This is a genomic window from Bacillus sp. RC240 (assembly GCF_044907945.1).
Classification (GTDB): domain Bacteria; phylum Bacillota; class Bacilli; order Bacillales; family Bacillaceae_G; genus Bacillus_A; species Bacillus_A mycoides.
This window is the reverse complement of sequence record NZ_JBIYCT010000014.1, coordinates 51858-74151: the sequence shown is the minus strand read 5'-3', so window position 1 is coordinate 74151 and position 22294 is coordinate 51858. Positions and strand designations below refer to the sequence as shown.

Genomic DNA, 22294 nt, shown 5'->3' with positions numbered 1-22294 from the left:
GTCACACCCGTTCCCATACCGAACACGGAAGTTAAGCTCTCTAGCGCCGATGGTAGTTGGGACCTTGTCCCTGTGAGAGTAGGACGTTGCCAGGCTTATATTATTCCGCAGTAGCTCAGCGGTAGAGCTATCGGCTGTTAACCGATCGGTCGTAGGTTCGATTCCTACCTGCGGAGCCATTATGCTTCCATAGCTCAGCTGGTAGAGTACTTCCATGGTAAGGAAGAGGTCACCGGTTCAAGCCCGGTTGGAAGCTTGGGAAAAGTTTTTGTTTTTTTTTTTGGCCCGTTGGTCAAGTGGTTAAGACACCGCCCTTTCACGGCGGTAACACGGGTTCGAATCCCGTACGGGTCACCACTTTTGGAGGATTAGCTCAGCTGGGAGAGCACCTGCCTTACAAGCAGGGGGTCGGCGGTTCGATCCCGTCATCCTCCACCATATATTTTTAAATGTCGGAGGGGTAGCGAAGTGGCTAAACGCGGCGGACTGTAAATCCGCTCCTTTGGGTTCGGCAGTTCGAATCTGCCCCCCTCCACCATTTTCTTTAAAATAACCTGAGAGGGTTTATTTTTTTGAAAAGATAACCATACTAGTAAATATTAATGGGCTATAGCCAAGCGGTAAGGCAACGGACTTTGACTCCGTCATGCGCTGGTTCGAATCCAGCTAGCCCAGCCATTTACGAGCCATTAGCTCAGTTGGTAGAGCATCTGACTTTTAATCAGAGGGTCGAAGGTTCGAATCCTTCATGGCTCACCATTTTCGCGGAAGTAGTTCAGTGGTAGAATACAACCTTGCCAAGGTTGGGGTCGCGGGTTCGAATCCCGTCTTCCGCTTAATTACTAAGGGGCCTTAGCTCAGCTGGGAGAGCGCCTGCCTTGCACGCAGGAGGTCAGCGGTTCGATCCCGCTAGGCTCCATATAAATAGGGAAAGCTTACATCAAATGATGTAAGCTTTTTTTGTGTTTAAATTTCACTCAAAAAGGAAACTTTTCCGTATATCGTTTAAAATGAAAAAAAGGGATTGAATAAGGGGGGGGATAATTATGAAAGTTGTCATTGCATCGGATTCATATAAAGAAAGCCTGAAAGCTATAGAGGTATGTGAAGCTATTGAAAGGGGCTTTGCAGCAGTTTTTCCTAAAGCAGAGTACGTTAAAGTACCAATTGGAGATGGAGGTGAAGGAACGGTCGAATCTCTTGTTGGTGCTACAATGGGGGAAATTATATCACTTAATGTGACAGGGCCGCTTGGAGAGAGCGTGCAAGCCTATTATGGTATGTCTAAGGATAGGGAGACAGCATTTATTGAAATGGCGGCAGCATCAGGATTACAACACGTTCCAATTGAAAAGAGAAACCCACTTATTACAACTACAAAAGGGACAGGTGAACTGATATTACATGCATTAGATCAAGGAGCTAAACACATTATTTTAGGGCTTGGAGGAAGTGCTACAAATGATGGTGGGGCAGGTATGTTGTCTGCTTTAGGCGTAGAGTTTATTAATAGGAAAGGTGAAGTAATTGAGCCCTCTGGAGGAACATTACATTTGATTACTGCTCTTAACCTTTCTCGTATGGATACACGTTTGAAGGATATAAAGCTAGAAGCAGCATGTGATGTCGACAATCCATTAGTTGGACCAAAGGGAGCGTCTTTTGTATTTGGGAGACAAAAGGGTGCGAATGTAGAGATGATGAAAGAGCTAGACGGGAATTTAAAACATTATGCTAATATACTTAAACAGTACGTATCTTTTGATGTGTCCCTAATACCTGGTACAGGGGCAGCTGGAGGAATGGGAGCGGCTGTCGTTGCAGTACTAAAGGGACAGCTAAGAAAAGGGATTGAAATTGTATTAGATTATACAAATTTTGATAAGTGTATAGAGGGTGCCGATCTTATTGTAACTGGTGAGGGAAGGATAGATGAACAAACAGCTTATGGAAAAGCTCCTGTTGGTGTCGCGAAGCGGGCGAAATGTCGTCATATTCCTGTAATTGCTATTGGTGGATCTGTATCCTCGAATTATACGACTGTTTACGAAAAGGGAATTGATGCAGTGTTTAGTATTACGGCTAGCCCAATGACATTAGAAGAAGCATATAAAGCGGCAGAAGAGAATATCGAAATGACAGCAAAAAATATTGCAGCAGTGTGGAAACTAGCATCAAAAAAACGCTTCTAAATGTAGAAGTGTTTTTTTTATCCAGTTATTTGAGGGTATCTTGTGTAATCCTAGGTGGTGATGGAGAAAAGCACTGATAAAAATATTAGCTGATAGAAAAGTTAGTTGGTTCATTAAGTTAACTTAACTTTATACATAGAATGGTTTAAAAATTGGGATTCTAACGTAAATATAAGTGAATAAAATGTATATCCATGCAGAAAAATGTCGAGTTGAGTCAGACTATATAAAAGATTTAAAATATTTAGTGAAGGCATAAAAGGGGGATACTATCTATGAAAAAAGAAATCTCAGTTATTGGAGTTCCAATGGATTTAGGACAGATGCGTCGTGGGGTTGATATGGGACCAAGCGCGATCCGTTATGCAGGGGTAGTTGAAAGAATTGAACAAATTGGATATGACGTAAAAGATATGGGAGATATATGTATAGAGAGAGAAAAAGAAGTAGATGAAAATACAAAATTACGAAACCTTACTCAAGTTGCAACTGTATGTAACGAACTAGCGACTAAGGTTGATCATAGTATAGAAGAAGGTCGTTTTCCACTTGTATTGGGCGGCGATCATAGTATTGCTATCGGTACGTTAGCTGGTGTGGCGAAACATTATAAAAATTTAGGTGTTATTTGGTATGATGCACACGGTGATTTAAATACAGAAGAGACTTCACCATCTGGAAATATTCACGGTATGTCACTTGCTGCAAGTTTAGGATATGGACATTCTTCACTTGTAGACTTATACGGGTCATATCCAAAGGTGAAGAAAGAGAACGTTGTAATTATCGGTGCACGTGCATTAGATGAAGGAGAAAAGGACTTTATTCGTGAAGAAGGCATTAAAGTATTCTCAATGCATGAAATTGATCGTATGGGTATGACGGCTGTTATGGAAGAAACAATTGCGTATTTATCTCATACTGACGGTGTTCATTTATCATTAGATTTAGATGGGCTTGATCCTCATGACGCACCAGGAGTTGGAACACCTGTAATTGGTGGTCTATCGTATCGTGAAAGCCACCTAGCGATGGAAATGTTAGCAGAAGCTGATATTGTTACATCTGCTGAATTTGTTGAAGTAAATACGATTTTAGATGAGAGAAATAGAACAGCAACAACAGCGGTTGCTTTAATGGGTTCTTTATTCGGTGAAAAACTAAAATAAATGTAAGAAAAGCAACTGAGAAGTTGCTTTTTTTATTTGAAAATAGGCGTATAATAATGACTTATATTATACTGTAGGATAAGAAAGTTTGACATCTTACCAATTTAAGCTAAAGGGGGGCGTTTGTAATTGTCGTTTGGTTCATGTATGGTATAATTAACTAGTTGTTGGAAATACATACAGATAGAGCATAAAATAATATTTCAATATATGGATAGAATTGCTCGTAAGTAGGAGGAAGGGTTAGCATGCCTTTTGAAGATACGACCATTTTGAAATATCTTAGTACGGCATTAGATATTGCTGTTGTATGGTTTATTATATATAAGCTAATTCTTATAATTCGGGGCACGAAGGCTGTGCAACTTTTAAAAGGTATTACAGTTATTATTGTCGTCCGGATGATTAGTATTTTACTTGAATTGCATACGCTATATTGGCTAACGGAACAAGTATTAACGTGGGGATTTTTAGCCGTTATTATTATCTTCCAGCCAGAATTGAGAAGAGCACTTGAGCAGCTAGGACGGGGTAGCTTATTTTCGCGTGTGGGAAATCAGGGGGAAGATGAACCTGAAATTGTTGCAACAGCGATAGCTAAAGCAACGGAATATATGGGAAAACGTAGAATTGGTGCACTAATTACTTTGTCAAAAGAGACTGGGATGGATGATTATGTAGAAACGGGTATTCCGCTAAATGCAAATGTATCATCGGAATTACTCATTAATATTTTTATCCCTAATACCCCTCTTCATGATGGAGCAGTAATTATGCAGGGAAGTACAATTAAAGCAGCAGCATGTTACCTTCCTTTATCAGAAAGCCCATTTATTTCTAAGGAGTTAGGAACTAGGCATCGCGCTGCAATGGGAGTTAGTGAAGTCACCGATAGTATTACAGTAGTTGTGTCGGAAGAAACAGGCCAAATTTCTTTAACGAAAAACGGTGAGTTACATCGTGATTTGAAGACAGAACAGCTAAAGGATATGTTGTTAGCTGAATTTAGTGGGAACGAAAAAACGACTTCTTCGTCTTTATGGAATTGGAGGAGAAAGCGTCATGGATAAGTTAATGGAGAATCATTGGTTTTTAAAAGGAATCTCATTACTATTGGCGTGTATGCTTTTTATGTCAGCAACTTTAACTGAAAAAAATACGACATCGAGTATATTACCTTTCGTAAATGAAACGAAAGAAACATTAACTGATTATCCTATTACCCTTAAGTATGATGAAGAGAAATATATTGTAAGTGGTATTCCAGCAGGTGGAGTCAAGGTGAAGTTGGAAGGCCCAAAATCAGCAGTTGCTACAGCAAAAGCAAAAAAACAATTTGATATATCAGTTGATTTGCGAGATAGTCAAAAAGGAACTTATGAAGTTTCTTTAAAAGCGAACGGGCTTCCAGATGATGTGAAGGGGACAGTTCAGCCAGCAACAATTAAAGTCACTCTTCATGAAAAAGCGAAAAAGTATGTTCATGTAGATTTAAAATTATCAAATGAAGACCAGATGCCAGCAGGTGCTACCATTGAGAAATCAAGTATTAAGCCTGACACTGTTGAAGTAGTTGGAACAAAAGAAGAAATAGAAAGTATTTCATCTGCTAAGGCATATATAGATTTAAAAGGTGTTAATAAAACAGTTACAAAAACAGCAGACGTTACATTATACAATAAAGAAGGAAAACGTTTAAATGTAAAAACAAGTCCATCTAAAATAAGTGTAACGGTGAATGTAGCGACACAAGCTACAGCAAATAATGTCGAAAAAACAGTTCCTTTAACATATTCGAAAAAAGGGAATCTACCAGAAGGTTTAGCTGTTACAAATATTAGTGTTGAACCAAAAGAAGTAACGATAGCAGGTCCAAAAGACATTTTGGATAATATACAATCTATAGAGGGGGTCGAGGTAGATCTTAGTCAATTGACGGATTCTACAACATTCGATGCCTCTGTTTTATTGCCAAAAGGTGTAACAAGTGCAAAACCAAATCAAGTGAAGGTTTCCATAGGGGTACAAAAGGTAAAACAAACGAAAAGTAAAACTATTGATGGTATCCCGATTCAAAAAAGTGGAATTCCGAATGATGTTACTGCGCAGCTACTTTCGCCACAAGATGGAAAGATAAGCGTTGATATTTCAGGAGAAGCAAGTATAGTAGATAAAATAACAGTTGCTCAAATAACAGCGGCGATTAATCTGCAAAATGTATCTCCGGGGACGAAAGATGTTTCTATTCAAGTGAGTGGTCCTGGTAATATTTCGATAGAAGCAAAACAAAAAAGTGCTAAAGTCACAATTGTGAAGAAAGAAAAGCCGGATAAAGAAGTACAGGGTAATATTGAACAACCAGATTCAAAAAACAATCAAGAAAATCAAACTGAAAAACCAAAAAATCCTGAACCTAATCCAGAAAAGGATCAGGAAAAAGATAAAGACAAAGAAAAAGACAAAGAAAAAGAAAATGGCCAAGAAACGAGCCAAGAACCAACAGTAGATAATCAAAAAGAGCACGAAAAAGGAGCGAATAATAATGGGTAAATATTTTGGTACAGACGGAGTACGTGGGGTTGCAAATAAGGAATTAACACCTGAATTAGCTTTTAAAATAGGACGTTTTGGCGGCTATGTATTAACAAAAGATACAGATCGTCCAAAAGTAATTATTGGCCGTGATACACGTGTATCTGGACATATGCTAGAAGGAGCTTTAGTAGCAGGCCTATTATCAACTGGAGCGGAAGTAATGCGCCTTGGTGTTATTTCTACACCAGGTGTGGCTTATTTAACAAAAGCTTTAGGGGCGCAAGCAGGTGTTATGATCTCTGCATCTCATAACCCAGTACAAGATAATGGAATTAAGTTCTTCGGTTCAGATGGATTTAAATTAACAGATGAGCAAGAAGCAGAAATTGAAGCGTTATTAGACAAAGAAGTTGATGAGCTACCACGTCCAACAGGTACTAACCTTGGACAAGTGAGTGATTACTTTGAAGGTGGACAAAAATATTTACAATACATTAAACAAACTGTAGAGGAAGATTTCTCTGGTTTACATATTGCTTTAGATTGTGCACATGGTGCTACATCTTCTTTAGCTCCATATTTATTTGCAGATTTAGAAGCTGATATTTCAACAATGGGAACTTCACCGAACGGTATGAATATTAACGCCGGAGTAGGTTCTACGCATCCAGAAGTATTAGCTGAATTAGTAAAAGAAAAAGGTGCTGACATTGGTCTTGCTTTTGATGGTGACGGAGACCGTTTAATCGCAGTAGACGAAAAAGGAAACATCGTTGATGGCGATCAAATTATGTTTATTTGCGCGAAGTATATGAAAGAAACTGGTCAATTGAAACATAATACAGTTGTTTCAACAGTTATGAGTAACTTAGGTTTCTACAAAGCGCTTGAAGCAAACAATATTACAAGTGATAAAACAGCAGTTGGTGATCGCTACGTAATGGAAGAGATGAAACGTGGTGGATATAACCTGGGCGGAGAACAATCAGGTCATATTATCTTACTTGATTACATTACAACTGGTGATGGAATGTTAAGTGCACTTCAACTTGTAAATATCATGAAAATGACGAAAAAACCATTATCTGAGCTTGCAGGCGAGATGACAAAATTTCCACAATTACTAGTAAATGTTCGTGTAACAGATAAGAAACTAGCACTAGAAAATGAGAAAATTAAAGAAATTATTCGTGTTGTAGAGGAAGAAATGAACGGAGACGGTCGTATTCTTGTTCGTCCATCTGGAACAGAACCACTTATTCGTGTAATGGCAGAAGCACCGACACAAGAAATTTGTGATGGGTATGTACATCGTATTGTAGAAGTTGTGAAAGCTGAAGTTGGCGTTGAATAATTAGCCGATTTTATTTAAAAGGAGCACAAAAAGTGCTCCTTTTTCATATTTTTTATAGACAATGAAAAAAATTTCATTGACGATTTATATTGTTTGTTATACGATGGTCTTGTTCTTTTTCTCAAAGGAAATATTGTAAATTATAAAAGCGCCAGAACTACAAGTAGTGTAGTTGACGAGGTGGAGTTTATCGAGATTTCGGCGGATGACTCCCGGTTGTTCATCACAACCGCAATCTTTTACTTAAAACATTAAGGTGACTTAGTGGACAAAGGTGAAAGTGTGATGAGAGAAGAGGAACGGATGAATACTAGCTGTATAAGTATATACGGACTTTAACCCAATCGAGAGGAAGGTGAAAGCCGTTACAAGCTTACAGGGCTAGCAATATGTAATCCGTTTTTTAGTATAAATAAAAATGGTATCGGACTATGTCGTTACATGTTCGCAGAGCAGTGTAAGCATTTGTAACGGCGACTAAACATGTGTGGAATCGTAGGATTTATTGGAGAGCAAGATGCAAAGGAAATTTTATTAAAAGGTTTAGAAAAGCTAGAATATCGCGGATATGATTCAGCAGGTATTGCAGTACAAGCAGAGAACGGTGTTATTGTATACAAAGAAAAAGGCCGTATTGCAAAACTTCGCGAAGTCGTAGAAGAGAATGTAGCAGCAAGCGTGGGAATCGGTCACACACGCTGGGCTACACACGGTGTTCCAAGCAAATTAAACGCGCATCCGCATCAAAGTACATCAAAACGTTTTACACTAGTTCATAACGGTGTAATTGAAAACTATGAATTAGTGAAAAAAGAATATTTACAAGATGTAACGTTCGTAAGTGAAACAGATACAGAAATTATCGTGCAGCTTATGGAACAACAAGTAAGTACAGGACTAAGTGTAGAAGATGCGTTCCGAAAAACGTTATCTCTTTTACATGGTTCTTACGCAATCGGACTACTTGATGCTGAAAATCCAAACATGATTTATGTTGCTAAAAACAAAAGCCCGCTATTAGTAGGTGCTGGTGATAACTTTAATGTTATTGCAAGCGACGCTATGGCGATGTTACAAGTTACAGATCAATTTATCGAGTTAATGGATAAAGAAATGGTAATCGTAACAAAAGAAAGCATTACAATTAAAAACTTACAAGGTGAAACGATTGAACGTGCACCGTTTACAGCGGAATTAGACGCAAGTGATATTGAAAAAGGAACGTATCCTCATTTCATGCTAAAAGAAATCGACGAGCAACCACTTGTAATCCGTAATATTATTCAAAAGTACCAAGATGAAAATGGCGGAATTGAATTAGATCAAGATATCCGTAACGCAATTTTAGATAGCGATCGCATTTACATCATTGCATGTGGAACAAGTTATCATGCAGGTCTTGTTGGAAAGCAATTCATTGAGAAATTTGCGAAAGTACCAGTTGAAGTACATGTAGCAAGTGAATTCTCTTACAACATGCCATTATTAACAGAAAGACCATTCTTCATTTACATTTCACAAAGTGGTGAAACAGCTGATAGCCGTGCAGTACTTGTGCAAACAAATGAAATGGGTCATAAAGCATTAACAATTACAAACGTACCTGGTTCTACGCTTTCTCGTGAAGCTGATTATACACTTCCTTTATATGCAGGACCAGAAATCGCAGTTGCATCGACGAAAGCATACACAGCACAGCTTGCAGTACTTTCAATCTTAGCGGCTGACATTGCAAAAGCAAAAGGTGAGGTTCTTGATTTCGATTTAACACATGAATTAGGACTTGTAGCAAATGCAATGGTAGTACTTTGTGATCAAAAAGAAGAGATGGACGCATTAGCAAAACAATTTTTAGCAACAACGCGTAACTGCTTCTTCATCGGACGTAGCGTAGACTTCTTCGTAGGTTTAGAAGGTGCGTTAAAACTAAAAGAAATCTCTTACATCCAAGCAGAAGGATTTGCTGGAGGAGAATTAAAACACGGTACAATCGCCTTAATCGAAAACGGTACACCAGTTATCGCCCTTGCTACACAAGAGCACGTAAACCTTGGAATTCGTGGTAACGTGAAAGAAGTAGTAGCACGCGGAGCTAACCCATGTATCATTTCAATGAAAGGCTTAGAAATGGAAGGAGACAGCTTCGTATTACCAGCTGTACACGAAGCACTAGCACCGCTAGTAGCAGTTATTCCATTCCAACTTATCTCATACTACGCAGCGCTTCACCGCGAATGTGACGTTGATAAGCCACGTAACTTAGCTAAATCTGTTACTGTTGAGTAGGAGATTGGTAGAGTAACTAGATTATTGTAAATTTAAAATAAAGTCACGACATTTATAAAAAAGTTGTGAAGCTTTGCCCCTTTGGATATGATTATCTAAAGGGGCATTTTTGTGTCGAAAAAAAAGAACATCTAAAATCGATAAGTGGATTAAAGAGGGGCAAGGAACTGGCAGTGGGATTTAAAAAGTATAAAAACCGGCAGACAACATGAGGTTTTATCGAATTTGGGACGGAACTACTTTTATTTAACTGAATTTTCTGTTGTTTTTTCGGATATTCGTTGATGGAAAAAAACCACTGATTAAAGTTTCACTTTATTGAACAAATTAGATTACTAGACATTACGAGGGGGTTTATTAATGAAGGTGAAAGAAAAAACATATTTAAGTATAGAAGAGATTATTTCATTACCAACCTTATCAAGTACAAACATAAGTGACGATGGCAAAAATGTAGCATTTGTTAAGAAGACAGCTAACTGGAAAGAAAATACATATAGGAATCATATATGGATATATGAAAAAGATAAGGAGCAGAGTTACCCATTAACAACTGGGGATATAGACAGTATACACCCATTATGGTCCCCAGATTCTAGGGATATCGCATACCTTAACCCAGTTGGTGAGGGGGATAATAAGAAAAATCAAATCTTTGTTAAGTCAATAGATGGTTATAGTGAGTTACAAATTACTGATGAGGAAGAAGGGGTCAGTACATTCAAATGGGAGCCTACTGGTAAAGGTTTTTATTATGTTGCACAGTCAAAAGAATGTGAGGAAATAAAGAAACGTAAAGAGCTATATGGGGACTTCCAACATGCAGGTAAGGAACATCGGAATAATTGTTTATATTACATTGAAATAGAAAAAGTGATACAAAATGATAAAGAGGAGCGAGAGGTTAGCGGTGTTTATCAATTAACTGAGGGTAAGGATTTTTATATACATAACTTTGATATTTCAAATGATGGGAAAAAGGTTGTATTTATGGCTACGCCAAGCCTAAGCGATTATATGAATGGTGATCTATACATATTAGATATTGAAGTTGGCAAACTACAAAAAATGAATATAGATAAGTTGTTAGGAGAGAGCGTTTGCTTTTCTCCTGAGGGCAGCAAAATATGTTACTCAGCAAGCATAAGGGAGAAGGAGTACTATAAGACTCATATACAAGACAGTACATTAGAGATATATGATATGAATAATGGAGAGCTAATTCGACCTTTACTAGATTTTGATAGTACGGTTATGCCATTACAGTGGACAGCTAAAGGAATTTTAATTAGATGGCAGGATAAAACGAATTACCTCACTGGCTTGCTATCTGAGGATGGCACTGTAGAAATGTTAAGTGAAAACGTAGATGGCTTTATAATGGATGCTTCTATAACAAGGGATGGAAAACATATATCCTATAATAAAGCTATTACAAATGAAACCTTTGAAATCTATTTAGACGATAAAAAAATAACGAATGAAAATATCTTTTTCGAAGGAAAGCTTAAAAGTAATAGAGAAATAATCTCATGGAAAAGTAGTGATGGTCTTGAAATAGAGGGTGTTTTATCAACTCCAGTAGAGTTTGACGCAAATGGAAAATATCCCTTATTAGTAGTAATCCATGGTGGACCAGCTTGGGCATCCTTTCCGATATTTTCAGACTGTTTTAATGAGAAATATCCGATTGAACAGTTTGTTGAAAAAGGCTTTATCGTTTTAGAGCCAAACTATAGGGGAAGTTCTGGTTATGGTAATGAATTTTTAAAAGCAAACTATAGAAAACAGGGAATTGCTGACTATGATGATGTTATATCTGGAGTGGATAAACTAGTTGAGCAAGGGATGGTAGATAAAGATAGAGTAGGAGTTATGGGATGGAGTAACGGAGGATATATATCAGCCTTCTGTTCTACGTTTAGTAATAGATTTAAAGCTATTTCAGTTGGGGGCGGAATTACTAACTGGAGTACCCATTATGTAAATACAGATATCCCTTACTTTATTAGAATGCATTTAGGAAATACTCCATGGAATGATCCAGATATATATACAAAAACATCGCCAATGACATATATTAAATCAGCCTGTACGCCCACCTTAATCCAACATGGCGAAAAGGATGCAAGAATTCCAACTCTAAACGCATATGAGCTATATCAAGGATTAAGGGATATGGAAGTGGATGCAGAATTAATTATATTTAAAGGAATGGCATATAGTTCTGACCAGCCCGGAATGAATGTGGCTATTATGAAGCAGAATTTGATGTGGTTTTCACACTATATTCTTGGAGAAAGTATGAAAGATTTTAGGGTTTTATAATGGATATCCTCACAGGATACATAAGGATGAAACAGTCTTCATAAGGAGGGCTGTTTTCATATTTAGCTTGTGATTGTAGCTCTTGCTTCTGGTTCATCTGCAAGTATACGTATTATTAGATTTTCAGATAGATAAACGTTATAAGGTAACTTATAACGTTTATATAAATATAAATTACTTCTATAGATAAGTTTGTATTATATCCAATTGTGAATAGTTTAGGTAATCTATTGTATATCAAAAAACCGAAATCTGATTGTAGATTTCGGTTTCACTTTATGTGAGAGAATGATTGTGTTTCTTATTAGCTTATATTTAAAAGATGAACTGTTCTTATGCAGTCTTATTTAATTTATATGCTTCACGGTTATTTTTTTTGAAAAGTTTTGGGAAAACATAACCATCTAATCCAATACGTCCAGCATTATGTCCTGCAACTAAAATGAACATAGTTAAAATAAGCAGGTTTGGGTTTACACTAACAGTTCCGCTTAATAAAAATGAAAGGTTCATTATGATGCCGAAAAATGCAGCTGTTTTTGTTAATCCACCTAAAATCAAACCTAGCCCTACTAAAATTTCTCCCCATTGAACTAAAAAGCTAAATAGGTCTGCGTTTGGAAGAACAAAATGTTGAAGAAAATCTGCCCACCAACCTTGTACTGCAGGGTGGTCACCTGATGCTTGAGCGATAGCTCCTTTTAGAAAACCACTTGCGTCAAAAGATTGTCCAAAAACTTTTCCTATTCCAGCAGCAAGCCATGCATATCCTATGTAAAGTCGTAAAAATAATAATATGAAAGTAGCGCGTTTATCAGTTCTTAAAAAATTGATAACCATTGAAATCCCTCCAATGTATTGTATTTACATGTTTATTATATATCCATTGTGAATAGATTCACAATGGATATAATGTGAACAAAAATTATGATTTTTCATTTGTACATAAAGTATTTGGAAATTTATTTTTTGGAGGATGAACAATAAATGAGGGATGGGAGCTTTCCACTAAAATAGATAGCTCCCATAGTAAATAGATTAATGCACGTTCTTTTAACTAGTTACTATTAGTTTATCTTTTCTTTATTATTTCTCTGGTTTTATATAAGGAACTACTTGCGCAGTAGCTCCTACAGAGGCACCGCGAATAAAGCCTTGGTTTTCTAACGCCTTAAAATTCTCTGTTTTCCCGGTTAGCATGACACCTAAAATTTTCACTTGATCAAAGGGTTTGTTTTTGTTTGATTTTAAAAACTTCTGAATGCCTTCATCATGTCCATCGTCATCGTATTGTTTAAGTGAATCAACGAACTCTTTGTACGCTTCTTCAGGGGACTTATCTGGATTGAATCCGTAAACCGGCATACCAGCAGGCCCTTTACTTTCATCTCCAATTGGTGATGTCATATATAGCCATACAATGTTTAAGGTATCTGGAATTTTTTCTTTAATTTCTTGTAATGTATAGGGTTGATTGAATGAGAGAGCAACTTCTGCAACATAGTTGTTCATTTGTGAAACTTCGCCTAATTCATTTTGGACACCATCATGATATTCTTTAATAGCTGGATTATAAAATGTCGCGAATTTATTTTTAGTTTGTTTATCGTACTCATAGAACTCTGTATCGGACCAATAAAAGCCGGGCGTTAATTCGTTGGTATCAATGTTGGTACGGAGCCAACCATAGGAACTTGTTAATGTGTTCCACGGGACTACATAACCATTAATATTTTTAGAACGATTTGATATAATATTGCCGCCAAACATGGATGAGTTACTCGTTACTTGAGAATCAATTTGCACATTCGGTTCTGCAATTGCGTTATGTAAAAAGAGATGTTCGTGAAGTTTCGTAGAACTTTTCGCTGCGAAGTAATTACCGATCTTATAAAATATAGGGATAAGTATTATTACGACGATAATAGAAGTAATAATGGTTTTGAGTAATTGCTTACGTTTCGCTTTTTTTAACGCATCTTTTAAAGAAGTGTCCATTAAGTTTTTCCTCCTACTGTAGAATGAATTATTTTACGTGCGCGATGTAATTTTTGTTTGACACTGTTTACTTGAATATCTAATATTAGAGCGATTTCTTCATATGAAAAGTTGTAATAGTACTTTAAAAAGAAGGCTTCTTTATATTCTAGTTTTATATCTTTTAATAGATAGAAAATCTCATCTTTATTTAAAACAGCATCCAATTCTCGGTCTGTATATTGTAATTTTGAATAAATCTCTTCAGTTAAATAGATGTTTTGCTGCTCCTTTTTTCTCTTCAAGTCAATGTATTCGTTTAATGCGACTCTGAAAAACCATGGACGTATGTTACTCTCGGTTAGGTCATCTAGCAACGTGTATACTTTATAGAAAGTATTTTGGATGATGTCTTCTGCATCTTCTTTTATAGCCCCTTTCGCTAGTAATAGTTTGAACACTTCCTCTCCTAAACTGATAAGATAGGAGGTCAATATATTTTCTTTTCCCATCACTTTTCCTCCCTACACTTATACAACGGATAGGTAATGATAAATGTATACACTTTAAATTTAAATAAGTTATTAACTATGGTTTATAGTATAGGATACTTCATAAACAGGAATAGATATTTTATTTGTTGGAATATTAAATCCCTAATGTTAAAATGGAATGTGGAGATATATGGAAAGGAGACAAAGACTGGATATGTGTACGAACTTGTAATGATTAGAAACTAGATAGATAAATTTTTCTCTCGTAAGTGAGGGTTTATTTAACTGTCTGTAAATCATTCAAGGATTGCATATTTGGCTTGTACATCCCTTTTGTAAAGATAATGCGTAGGGAAATTTATATCTCTTATATAAAATATGCGTCCTTTAAACTTGGAGGAGTATAGTATGAATCAATTAAAAAATAAAGTAGCTGTGGTTACAGGTGTTAGTCGTCTAGATGGTATTGGAGCAGCGATTTGTAAAGAATTAGCTGAAGCAGGATACGATGTCTTTTTTACGTACTGGACGAATTACGATAAAGAGATGCCTTGGGGCGTTGATCCAAAAGAACAAATACAATTAAAAGAAGAGCTGATAAAGAACGGTGTTGAAGTATCAAGTATGGAGTTAGATTTAACTCGGAATGATGCGCCGGAACAACTTATAAATAAAGTTACTGAACAAATGGGGTACCCTGATATATTAATTAATAACGCAGCATATTCTACGAATAATGATTTCTCTAATTTGACTGCTGAAGAGTTAGATAAACATTATATGGTAAATGTTCGCGGCACTACATTGTTAAGTAGTAAGTTTGCCCAAGGATTTGATAAAAAATCTGGTGGTAGAATTGTGAATATGACGTCGGGACAATTTAAAGGGCCTATGGCTGGAGAATTAGCGTATGCAACGACGAAGGGAGCTATTGACGCTCTCACTAGTACGTTAGCAGCAGAAGTGGCTCATTTAGGGATAACGGTTAATGCGATTAATCCAGGTCCAACTAATACGGGATGGATGACTGAAGAGATAAAGCGCGGGTTAACACCGATGTTTCCTTTTGGCAGAATTGGTGAACCAAAGGATGCAGCAAGGCTTATTAAGTTTTTAGTGAGTGAAGAAGCCGGGTGGATTACAGGACAAGTTATTCATTCAGAAGGTGGATTTAAGAGATAAATTTATAAATAAAAAGAAGGTATCTCATTTTAGTGAGATACCTTCTTTTTAATCTTTCTTCAATCTTCGTGCAACACCATTCCCTAATGACTGTAATCCTTGAACGAGGATAATCAAAATAAAGACTGTTGCATACATTACTTCAGGTTCGTAGCGTAAATGCCCGAATCGATATGCTAAATCACCAAGGCCGCCAGCACCTACAAGTCCAGCCATTGCTGTTGCACCGATTAAGCCGATCGTTGCGATTGTTAATCCAAGTACGAGAGACGGGCGAGCTTCTTTAACCATAACGTGCCAAATGATTTTTAAAGTAGAGACTCCCATTGCTTGATATGCTTCAATGACACCACGGTCCACTTCTAATAAAGCAGTTTCCATTAAACGGGCAATGTAAGGGGCTGTGAAGACAACAAGTGGTACGATAACACCTTGCACGCCAATGGACGTTCCCATTAGAAACTTTGTAAAAGGTAAAATGAAGAATAATAGAATGATAAACGGAAGAGAACGAATGATATTAATAACTGTATTAAGAATAGGATAGATAATTTTATTTTCTCGCTGTCCACCAGGTCTCGTTAAAACAAGTGTGACACCGAGTGGTAATGCAATAAGAATAGAGATAAGTAGTGAAATAGATGTCATTTGAAATGTTTGAATTGTTGCTTCCCATATTACGTTACCCCACTCATCCAAAAAGGACTTGTTTCCCATAATCTGTTCTACCTCCTTCTACGATGATCCCTTGTTCTTGTAAAAATGATAAGGCACGGTGTACTTCACTTTTTTCACCTTGCATATGAACGATCAGTTTTCCATATGCCTCATGTTTTAACTGCGTAATATTGCCTGATAAAATATTAGGATATACGTGGAAACGTTTTGTAGCGACAGCTAACGCTGGTTCTCCTGAAGCGGTTCCTATAAATGAAAGTGTTACGATTTCCCCGGTGCTTTGTAGTTCTTTCTGTACCTCTTCTGGAATTTTAGCTGCAAACGCGCTATTTACAAATTTCTTCGTTGTTACATGTTGTGGATCTGTAAAAATGTCCTTCACTGTTCCACTTTCAACGACAGATCCATGTTCCATTACAGCAACTTGGTCACAAATACGCTGGATGACATTCATTTCGTGTGTAATTAGCAAAATCGTAATTCCGATTTCTTCGTTGATCTTTAATAATAAATCAAGAATAGAATCGGTCGTTTCCGGATCTAATGCGCTCGTTGCTTCATCACTTAATAAAACTTCAGGCTCATGAGATAGTGCGCGAGCGATTGCTACACGTTGTTTTTGACCACCAGATAATTCACTTGGATAGGCATCTTTTTTATTAAAGAGATCAACAATGCGTAAATACTTTTCTACCCTTTTTTCAATTTCATTTTTGGGAAGACCAGATAGACGTAAGGGTAGTGCGATGTTTTCATAAACGGTAACGGTTTTAAGTAAATTGAATCCTTGAAAAATCATGCCGATTTTTTGTCTCGCTTTTGCGAGTTCTTTCGTCGATAAGGTTGTTAAATCTTGTTCGTTTATAATGATATTTCCTGTCGTTGGTTTTTCTAATAAATTTACACAACGAATTAATGTACTTTTACCAGCGCCGCTATATCCGATGATTCCAAATACTTCACCCTTTTTTACTTTAAGGGAAGTTGGTTTAAGGGCCTCAACATTCCCTTTTTTTGTTGAAAATACTTTGGAGATGTTTTTTAATTCAATCATTATAGTCAGCTCCTACCAAGACGGTAAAACAGAACCATCGAATTTTTTCTCAATGAAATCTTTTACTTCTTTAGATTGATAAGCTTTCTTTAATTTATTTACAACAGCATCATCTTTATTTTCAGTACGCACAACGACCCAGTTCACATATGGTGAATCTTTTCCCTCGCGGAAAATAGAATCTTTTGCTGGACTTAATTTTGCACCTAATGCAAAGTTTGTATTAATCGCAGCTGCCTTCACTTCACTTAGCTGCGTTGGTAATTGAGATGCCTCTAATTCAACAATCTTTAAATTTTTCGGATTTTCAATTACATCTTTTGCAGTCGCTTTTTCTGTAGCTTTTGGATCAACTTTTAAAACACCTGCTTTTTCAAATAGCTTTAAAGCACGCAACTCATTTGTTGGGTCATTTGGGACAGCAATTGCGTCACCCTCTTTTAATTCTTTTACATCTTTTAAGTTTTTAGAGTATATACCCATAGGGAATGTTACTGTGGAAAATACTTCAGTTAATTTCATATTACGTTCAGCTTTAAATACGTCTAAATAAGATTTTGTTTGGTAGCTATTTACATCGAGGCTTTTTTCATCTAAAGATACGTTTGGTGCTACATAATCATTAAATACCTTTATATCGATTTGGAGGCCATCTTTTGCTGCAACTTCTTTCACCTTTTCAAAAATTTGTTCATGCGGTCCGCCTGTTACACCAACTGTAATCTTTTTCTCATCTAATGCTTTTACCTCTTTATCAGAATTAGCACCACATGCGCCTAACAATAATACAGCTCCACTTACAATACTTAATAATATCTTTTTCATCTATAATTCCCCCTTAATATACGTTCCAAAATAAAAAGCACCTCTCAAAAATAAGAGAGGTGCCGAATAGACGAAATAGGTTCCTCTCTTATCTTCCAAAACGAAAATCGTTCTGCAGGAATTAGCACCTTAGCTTATACGTTATAAGCTCGGTTGCCGGGCATCATCGGGCCAGTCCCTCCGCCACTCTTGATAAGAGTATGTGTATGTAGTTTTTAAATATGGTACTAATAGTAAATGTTACAAAAAGAATTGTCAATATTATTTTCTGAATATATTTTATTTTAAGGTAATGGAAACATTCCCTTTTTTATGTCCGGTCTCTACGTACGTATGAGCCTCTGAAATTTCTTCTAACGGGTAAGTTTTATCGATAACTGGCTTTAATTTTTCTTCTTCCGTTAGCATTTTTAGTAGAAGCATATCTTCTTTGCTTACTTTTGCCATCGTTCCGTTGACTGATACGTATTTACCGTTAGCTGTTAATGCGCTCTTGCAATAGGATTTTTTAATTTTTCCAACTGCATCGAATATAATATCGTAGCGTTCATCGCGCTTTGTAAAATCTTCTTTCGTATAGTCAATTACGTGATTAGCTCCTAAAGATTGTACTAACTCAAAATTTGAATTGCTACAAACAGCTGTAACAGTCGCACCGAAATATTTAGCAAGTTGCACAGCAGCGGTACCTACTGATCCGGAAGCGCCATATATAAGTACTTGTTGTCCCTTTTTTATGTGCCCTTTTCTCAGAAAATGTAATGCTGAAGTTCCGCCGAAAGGAATAACTGCCGCTTCTTCATACGTCACATTGGTAGGTTTTAATGCTATCAATCCACTTTCATATACGCATGCGTATTCAGCATAACCACCAACGTTAAGTCCTGTTAATGCAAAGATGTAATCTCCTTTTTTGAATTGAGTTACATCCGTTCCTACTTCCTCAATTTCACCAGATAACTCTACACCGAGTATAGGCTTTCTTGGTTTTCTAAAACCTAATACAAATCGCATAGGAATCCAAAATAAAAGAGGACTAGTGAAGCTTCGCATTCTACAATCTCCAGTAGTTACACTTGTTGCGTGAATCTTAACTAATACTTCATTCTTTTTAGGAGTAGGTTTCTCTACATCTTGAAGTTTGAGAACATTAGGCGGCCCATACTTTGTGCAAATAATTGCTTTCATAATGACCTCCTGAATTTAGTTGTTTTTATTTACAACATATTTAAGTATTTCTTTAAACATGTTGTTATTCGAGAAATAAAGTTAAATAGAAATATTAAAAAGTATATAGATTTCAAAGGAAAATAGATGATATCCTTTTGGAAAGGAGGAGAAATTATGAAAAAACTTATTTTAACTTCTAGTATGATCCTTGCAGTTATTTTAGGTGCAGGGTGTAGTAATGAGAAAACAGCAAAGACTGATGAACCGAAAAAAGAATCAGTTCAAAAAGAAAAGGAATTAGCAGCGAAGGATGTTTTCAAGAAAACGAACGAAGCTTTTAAAAACGAAGAAAATGTAACGATGACATATGATGTAGGGATAAAAGCTGAGGGAACAGAGATGGATATATTAAAGGCTAAAATGCAATTAGAGCCAAAGACAAAGAATTCTCGTTCTGAAATGAATATTTCTGGTACAGATGTTGTAGTGTATACTGTGGATGGTAAAGTTGCTGGTGAGGTGAAAAACCCTAATACAGGAGAAGTTATATCTGTACCGGAGGAGCAATTAAATGCTGGCGGAATGAAAGCCACTCAAGATATTATAGATAATTTAGAAGTGCCAGCAGTAGTTTTAGATAAAATGAAGATGGAGAAAAGCGGAGATAAATATAAGCTGACGTTTATATTAAAAGGGCAAGAAACAGAGAGTATGTTAACTAGCATGGATGAAACGCAGAAGAAAATGCTACAAGCACAAAACGCAAAGATAGAAGAAGTGGATGCGGAATATATCATTACAAAAGATTTTAAATATGAATCAGCGAAGATAGATATGATTATGAGTAGTAATGGTAAGGATAAGGCACACATTATTACGAATGCAAAATATACATCGTACGAAAAGTTTGAGCCAATACAGCTGCCAGCAGCAAAGTAACAGTTTTGATGAGGGAGGGACCTAAAATAAAGGGTCTCTCTCTTTTTTGTTAATACCTTCTTCGTAGGAAAGTAGGTACAATATGAAGAGGAAGAACGTTAGAAGGGGAGAGTGCCATTTGAAAAAAAGAAAGATAGCAGTTGTTATTGTAGCGTATACAGTGTTGCTCGCGACATCTATATATACATACAAAGAGCAACTGGATCATCCTATTATGAGTGATGTAGGAAAGTTGCTTCCAACGAAAATTAAACGTGTTGAAAATGCTGAGGATGAAAGTTCATTAAAAAAGTTAGTGCAAGATGCAAAAGTATCTGGAGAGAAGATTTCTATTGCAGGTATGCAACATAGCCAAGGCGGGCAGACATATTATCCTAACGGTACGATGCTTGATATGAAAGGATATAATGAAATATTAGAATTCGATCCGGAGAAGAAGAGGATTAGGGTGCAAAGTGGTGTCACATGGAATGACATTCAAAAGAAAATCAATCCATATGGTCTTGCAGTTCAAGTGATGCAATCTCAAAATATTTTTACTGTTGGTGGTTCATTAAGTGTAAATGTACATGGGCGTGATATTCGTCATGAAGCATTGATTGATACAGTAGAGTCGTTCAGATTGTTAATGGCAGATGGTACGGTGCGTAATGTAAATAGAGAAGAAAATGCTGACTTGTTTCCGTATGTAATTGGAGGATATGGATTATTTGGTGTGATTTTAGATGTGACGCTACAGTTAACAAACGATGAATTGTATGAAACGGACACGAAGGTACTAGATTATAAAGAATACTCTTCATACTTTAAGAATAAAGTGCGAAGGGACGAGAATATACGTATGCATTTAGCACGTATTTCTGTTGCCCCAAATTCATTTTTAAAAGAAATGTATGTGACAGATTATGTACTGGCAGAAGATCAACAGAAGCTGGGAGAGTACAGCAAATTAAAAGAAGAAAATATTATAGCTGCGCCGAAATTCTTACTTGGGTTATCACGTTATAGTGACTGGGGAAAGGGCGCATTTTGGGATATACAAAGAAGTTATTTTGAACGTACAGATGGTAAGTACGAAACTCGAAATAACGTAATGAGATCTGATAGTGCTTTTATGGAATACGATAATCCAAACTTGACCGAAGTTTTACAAGAGTACTTTGTACCGATAGATGGTTTTGCAGAGTATATAGATGATTTGCGAAGTGTTTTAAATGAAGAGGAATTAAACCTTCTTAACATCACAATCCGCTATGTAGAAAAGAATGAGAATGCGGTGCTATCTTATGCGAAAGATGATATGTTTGCGCTTGTGCTTCTAATTAATCAAGGGCGTTCTGAAGATGAAATAAAGAAAACAAAAGTGGTCATTCAAAAGATGATTGATGTTACGTTAAAGCATAATGGAAGTTATTATTTACCGTATTATTCTTATCCGGAAAAGGAGCAACTAAAGAAAGCGTATCCTCGCATAGAAGAATTCCTTCAGAAGAAGAAGGAAGTAGACCCAGAGGAAAGGTTTGTGAATTTATTTTATAAGGAGTATAGCAAATGACATATAGAAGATTTGTAGCCTCACAAAGCATTATTATGATGGCGGGTAGTATGGTATTTCCTTTTTATATACTATTGCTTCGAAATGTAGGAAATAGTTTCTCGCAATTTGGCTGGGCGTACGGCTTATTTGCCTTAACTTCAGCTCTAGTATATCCGTTAGTTGGAAGAATCTCTGATAGGGTAGGTGATAGAAAGTTATTAATTATATACGCATGGTCCATGGCTATATTAATGCTTTTTTTCCCTATTGCAACAGAAGTTTGGCATGTATACATTCTCCAAATTTTAATGGGTATTTTAGGTGCTGTGCAGCGTAATACGGAGAAGACATCGTTAGCACGAAAGGTAGAACAGAAAAAAGCTGGTTATGAGATTGGAAAATATCATGTGTGGACATCGGTTGGAGGAGCAGTAGCAGTTATTGCAACGGGATATTTAGTAGATTTCTTTACGATTGGCACCATTTTTTATATAGCATCTATTTTATATGCAGTGAGTGGAATTGTATTAAGTAGCAAAAAAATATAATCATACCCATTTTTACCTGATTACCC

At 36.5% G+C, this 22294-nt stretch carries 18 protein-coding genes, 9 tRNA genes, 1 rRNA gene, 1 pseudogene and 1 riboswitch; of the genes and pseudogenes, 22 read left to right on the top strand and 7 right to left on the bottom strand.

What is annotated here, in order from left to right; all coding sequences use genetic code 11:
* The 18 genes and pseudogenes from rrf to ABH955_RS27015 form a co-directional block, all read left to right on the top strand.
* Positions 1-95: ribosomal RNA gene (rrf, locus tag ABH955_RS27100) — 5S ribosomal RNA — on the top strand; the annotation flags it as partial.
* 9 nt (positions 96-104) lie between these two features.
* A tRNA-Asn gene (locus ABH955_RS27095) sits at positions 105-179 on the top strand.
* 4 nt (positions 180-183) lie between these two features.
* A tRNA-Thr gene (locus ABH955_RS27090) sits at positions 184-256 on the top strand.
* A gap of 26 nt (positions 257-282) precedes the next feature.
* A tRNA-Glu gene (locus ABH955_RS27085) sits at positions 283-357 on the top strand.
* 5 nt (positions 358-362) lie between these two features.
* Positions 363-438: transfer RNA gene (locus tag ABH955_RS27080), tRNA-Val, on the top strand.
* Between the two features lie 16 nt (positions 439-454).
* Positions 455-538, top strand: a tRNA-Tyr gene (locus ABH955_RS27075).
* A 65-nt stretch (positions 539-603) separates the two neighbouring features.
* Positions 604-678: transfer RNA gene (locus tag ABH955_RS27070), tRNA-Gln, on the top strand.
* A gap of 5 nt (positions 679-683) precedes the next feature.
* Positions 684-759 (top strand) — tRNA-Lys (locus ABH955_RS27065).
* Positions 760-764: 5 nt separating this feature from the next.
* Positions 765-836: transfer RNA gene (locus ABH955_RS27060), tRNA-Gly, on the top strand.
* Between the two features lie 10 nt (positions 837-846).
* Positions 847-919, top strand: a tRNA-Ala gene (locus ABH955_RS27055).
* A 127-nt stretch (positions 920-1046) separates the two neighbouring features.
* Positions 1047-2192, top strand: a complete 1146-nt coding sequence (locus ABH955_RS27050) for a glycerate kinase (RefSeq protein ID WP_404449309.1) — start codon at positions 1047-1049, stop codon at positions 2190-2192.
* Positions 2193-2467: 275 nt separating this feature from the next.
* Entirely contained in the window at positions 2468-3361 is an 894-nt protein-coding gene (rocF, locus tag ABH955_RS27045; protein WP_404457912.1) for an arginase, read from the top strand.
* Positions 3362-3609: 248 nt separating this feature from the next.
* A complete protein-coding gene (cdaA, locus tag ABH955_RS27040) occupies positions 3610-4431 on the top strand; it encodes a diadenylate cyclase CdaA (protein ID WP_002091475.1) in 822 nt (273 codons plus the stop codon).
* Positions 4424-5911, top strand: coding sequence for a CdaR family protein (locus ABH955_RS27035; protein ID WP_404491863.1), 1488 nt, complete (start codon positions 4424-4426; stop codon positions 5909-5911). Before cdaA ends, ABH955_RS27035 begins: the two co-directional genes overlap by 8 nt.
* Positions 5904-7250: a phosphoglucosamine mutase gene (gene glmM / locus ABH955_RS27030; RefSeq protein ID WP_002139928.1), complete on the top strand. Its 1347-nt coding sequence runs from the start codon at positions 5904-5906 to the stop codon at positions 7248-7250. The genes ABH955_RS27035 and glmM overlap by 8 nt, the downstream gene beginning before the upstream one ends.
* Positions 7251-7535: 285 nt before the next feature.
* Positions 7536-7721: pseudogene (locus ABH955_RS27025) on the top strand (hypothetical protein).
* Between the two features lie 12 nt (positions 7722-7733).
* Positions 7734-9536: a glutamine--fructose-6-phosphate transaminase (isomerizing) gene (gene glmS, locus ABH955_RS27020; protein WP_113938308.1), complete on the top strand. Its 1803-nt coding sequence runs from the start codon at positions 7734-7736 to the stop codon at positions 9534-9536.
* A 360-nt stretch (positions 9537-9896) separates the two neighbouring features.
* Positions 9897-11864, top strand: a complete 1968-nt coding sequence (locus ABH955_RS27015) for a S9 family peptidase (RefSeq protein WP_404449316.1) — start codon at positions 9897-9899, stop codon at positions 11862-11864.
* Between the two features lie 333 nt (positions 11865-12197).
* On the opposite strand, the gene ABH955_RS27010 is transcribed toward ABH955_RS27015, so the two are convergent.
* From ABH955_RS27010 to ABH955_RS27000, 3 genes are all read right to left on the bottom strand, one after another.
* A complete protein-coding gene (locus ABH955_RS27010; protein ID WP_219300662.1) occupies positions 12198-12704 on the bottom strand; it encodes a DoxX family membrane protein in 507 nt (168 codons plus the stop codon).
* A 246-nt stretch (positions 12705-12950) separates the two neighbouring features.
* Complete coding sequence (locus ABH955_RS27005) at positions 12951-13862, bottom strand: sigma factor regulator N-terminal domain-containing protein (protein WP_372489019.1); 912 nt, start codon at positions 13860-13862, stop codon at positions 12951-12953.
* On the bottom strand, positions 13862-14353 hold the full coding sequence (locus tag ABH955_RS27000) for an RNA polymerase sigma factor (protein ID WP_372489020.1): 492 nt from the start codon (positions 14351-14353) through the stop codon (positions 13862-13864). The genes ABH955_RS27005 and ABH955_RS27000 overlap by 1 nt, the downstream gene beginning before the upstream one ends.
* 360 nt (positions 14354-14713) lie before the next feature.
* On the opposite strand from ABH955_RS27000, the gene ABH955_RS26995 reads away from it, so the two are divergent.
* Entirely contained in the window at positions 14714-15517 is an 804-nt protein-coding gene (locus ABH955_RS26995) for an SDR family oxidoreductase (protein ID WP_404449319.1), read from the top strand.
* Between the two features lie 48 nt (positions 15518-15565).
* On the opposite strand, the gene ABH955_RS26990 is transcribed toward ABH955_RS26995, so the two are convergent.
* The 4 genes from ABH955_RS26990 to ABH955_RS26975 form a co-directional block, all read right to left on the bottom strand.
* On the bottom strand, positions 15566-16234 hold the full coding sequence (locus ABH955_RS26990; RefSeq protein ID WP_002124718.1) for a methionine ABC transporter permease: 669 nt from the start codon (positions 16232-16234) through the stop codon (positions 15566-15568).
* Positions 16209-17249, bottom strand: coding sequence for a methionine ABC transporter ATP-binding protein (locus ABH955_RS26985; protein ID WP_404457908.1), 1041 nt, complete (start codon positions 17247-17249; stop codon positions 16209-16211). The genes ABH955_RS26990 and ABH955_RS26985 overlap by 26 nt, the downstream gene beginning before the upstream one ends.
* 12 nt (positions 17250-17261) lie before the next feature.
* Positions 17262-18074 (bottom strand): MetQ/NlpA family ABC transporter substrate-binding protein, encoded by an 813-nt coding sequence (locus ABH955_RS26980; RefSeq protein WP_219300657.1) that lies wholly within the window; start codon positions 18072-18074, stop codon positions 17262-17264.
* Between the two features lie 85 nt (positions 18075-18159).
* Positions 18160-18273: riboswitch (SAM riboswitch) on the bottom strand.
* 80 nt (positions 18274-18353) lie between these two features.
* Positions 18354-19262 (bottom strand): NAD(P)-dependent alcohol dehydrogenase, encoded by a 909-nt coding sequence (locus ABH955_RS26975; protein WP_404449325.1) that lies wholly within the window; start codon positions 19260-19262, stop codon positions 18354-18356.
* A 156-nt stretch (positions 19263-19418) separates the two neighbouring features.
* Between ABH955_RS26975 and ABH955_RS26970 the strand changes: the two genes are divergently transcribed.
* The 3 genes from ABH955_RS26970 (at position 19419) to ABH955_RS26960 (ending at position 22268) form a co-directional block, all read left to right on the top strand.
* Positions 19419-20183, top strand: coding sequence for a hypothetical protein (locus tag ABH955_RS26970; RefSeq protein ID WP_219375208.1), 765 nt, complete (start codon positions 19419-19421; stop codon positions 20181-20183).
* Positions 20184-20301: 118 nt separating this feature from the next.
* The gene (locus tag ABH955_RS26965; RefSeq protein ID WP_404449327.1) at positions 20302-21738 is read left to right on the top strand and encodes an FAD-binding protein; all 1437 of its coding nucleotides are present in this window, start codon (positions 20302-20304) and stop codon (positions 21736-21738) included.
* Positions 21735-22268: an MFS transporter gene (locus ABH955_RS26960; protein WP_012260185.1), complete on the top strand. Its 534-nt coding sequence runs from the start codon at positions 21735-21737 to the stop codon at positions 22266-22268. The genes ABH955_RS26965 and ABH955_RS26960 overlap by 4 nt, the downstream gene beginning before the upstream one ends.
* Positions 22269-22294: the final 26 nt, after the last annotated feature.

Bases quoted from the DNA above. Each gene is read 5' to 3' on its own strand.
- ABH955_RS27050 (WP_404449309.1), top strand. From the start codon at position 1,047: ATGAAAGTTGTCATTGCATCGGATTCATATAAAGAAAGCCTGAAAGCT.
- rocF (WP_404457912.1), top strand. From the start codon at position 2,468: ATGAAAAAAGAAATCTCAGTTATTGGAGTTCCAATGGATTTAGGACAG.
- cdaA (WP_002091475.1), top strand. From the start codon at position 3,610: ATGCCTTTTGAAGATACGACCATTTTGAAATATCTTAGTACGGCATTA.
- ABH955_RS27035 (WP_404491863.1), top strand. From the start codon at position 4,424: ATGGATAAGTTAATGGAGAATCATTGGTTTTTAAAAGGAATCTCATTA.
- glmM (WP_002139928.1), top strand. From the start codon at position 5,904: ATGGGTAAATATTTTGGTACAGACGGAGTACGTGGGGTTGCAAATAAG.
- glmS (WP_113938308.1), top strand. From the start codon at position 7,734: ATGTGTGGAATCGTAGGATTTATTGGAGAGCAAGATGCAAAGGAAATT.
- ABH955_RS27015 (WP_404449316.1), top strand. From the start codon at position 9,897: ATGAAGGTGAAAGAAAAAACATATTTAAGTATAGAAGAGATTATTTCA.
- ABH955_RS27010 (WP_219300662.1), bottom strand. From the start codon at position 12,704: ATGGTTATCAATTTTTTAAGAACTGATAAACGCGCTACTTTCATATTA.
- ABH955_RS27005 (WP_372489019.1), bottom strand. From the start codon at position 13,862: ATGGACACTTCTTTAAAAGATGCGTTAAAAAAAGCGAAACGTAAGCAA.
- ABH955_RS27000 (WP_372489020.1), bottom strand. From the start codon at position 14,353: ATGGGAAAAGAAAATATATTGACCTCCTATCTTATCAGTTTAGGAGAG.
- ABH955_RS26995 (WP_404449319.1), top strand. From the start codon at position 14,714: ATGCGTCCTTTAAACTTGGAGGAGTATAGTATGAATCAATTAAAAAAT.
- ABH955_RS26990 (WP_002124718.1), bottom strand. From the start codon at position 16,234: ATGGGAAACAAGTCCTTTTTGGATGAGTGGGGTAACGTAATATGGGAA.
- ABH955_RS26985 (WP_404457908.1), bottom strand. From the start codon at position 17,249: ATGATTGAATTAAAAAACATCTCCAAAGTATTTTCAACAAAAAAAGGG.
- ABH955_RS26980 (WP_219300657.1), bottom strand. From the start codon at position 18,074: ATGAAAAAGATATTATTAAGTATTGTAAGTGGAGCTGTATTATTGTTA.
- ABH955_RS26975 (WP_404449325.1), bottom strand. From the start codon at position 19,262: ATGAAAGCAATTATTTGCACAAAGTATGGGCCGCCTAATGTTCTCAAA.
- ABH955_RS26970 (WP_219375208.1), top strand. From the start codon at position 19,419: ATGAAAAAACTTATTTTAACTTCTAGTATGATCCTTGCAGTTATTTTA.
- ABH955_RS26960 (WP_012260185.1), top strand. From the start codon at position 21,735: ATGACATATAGAAGATTTGTAGCCTCACAAAGCATTATTATGATGGCG.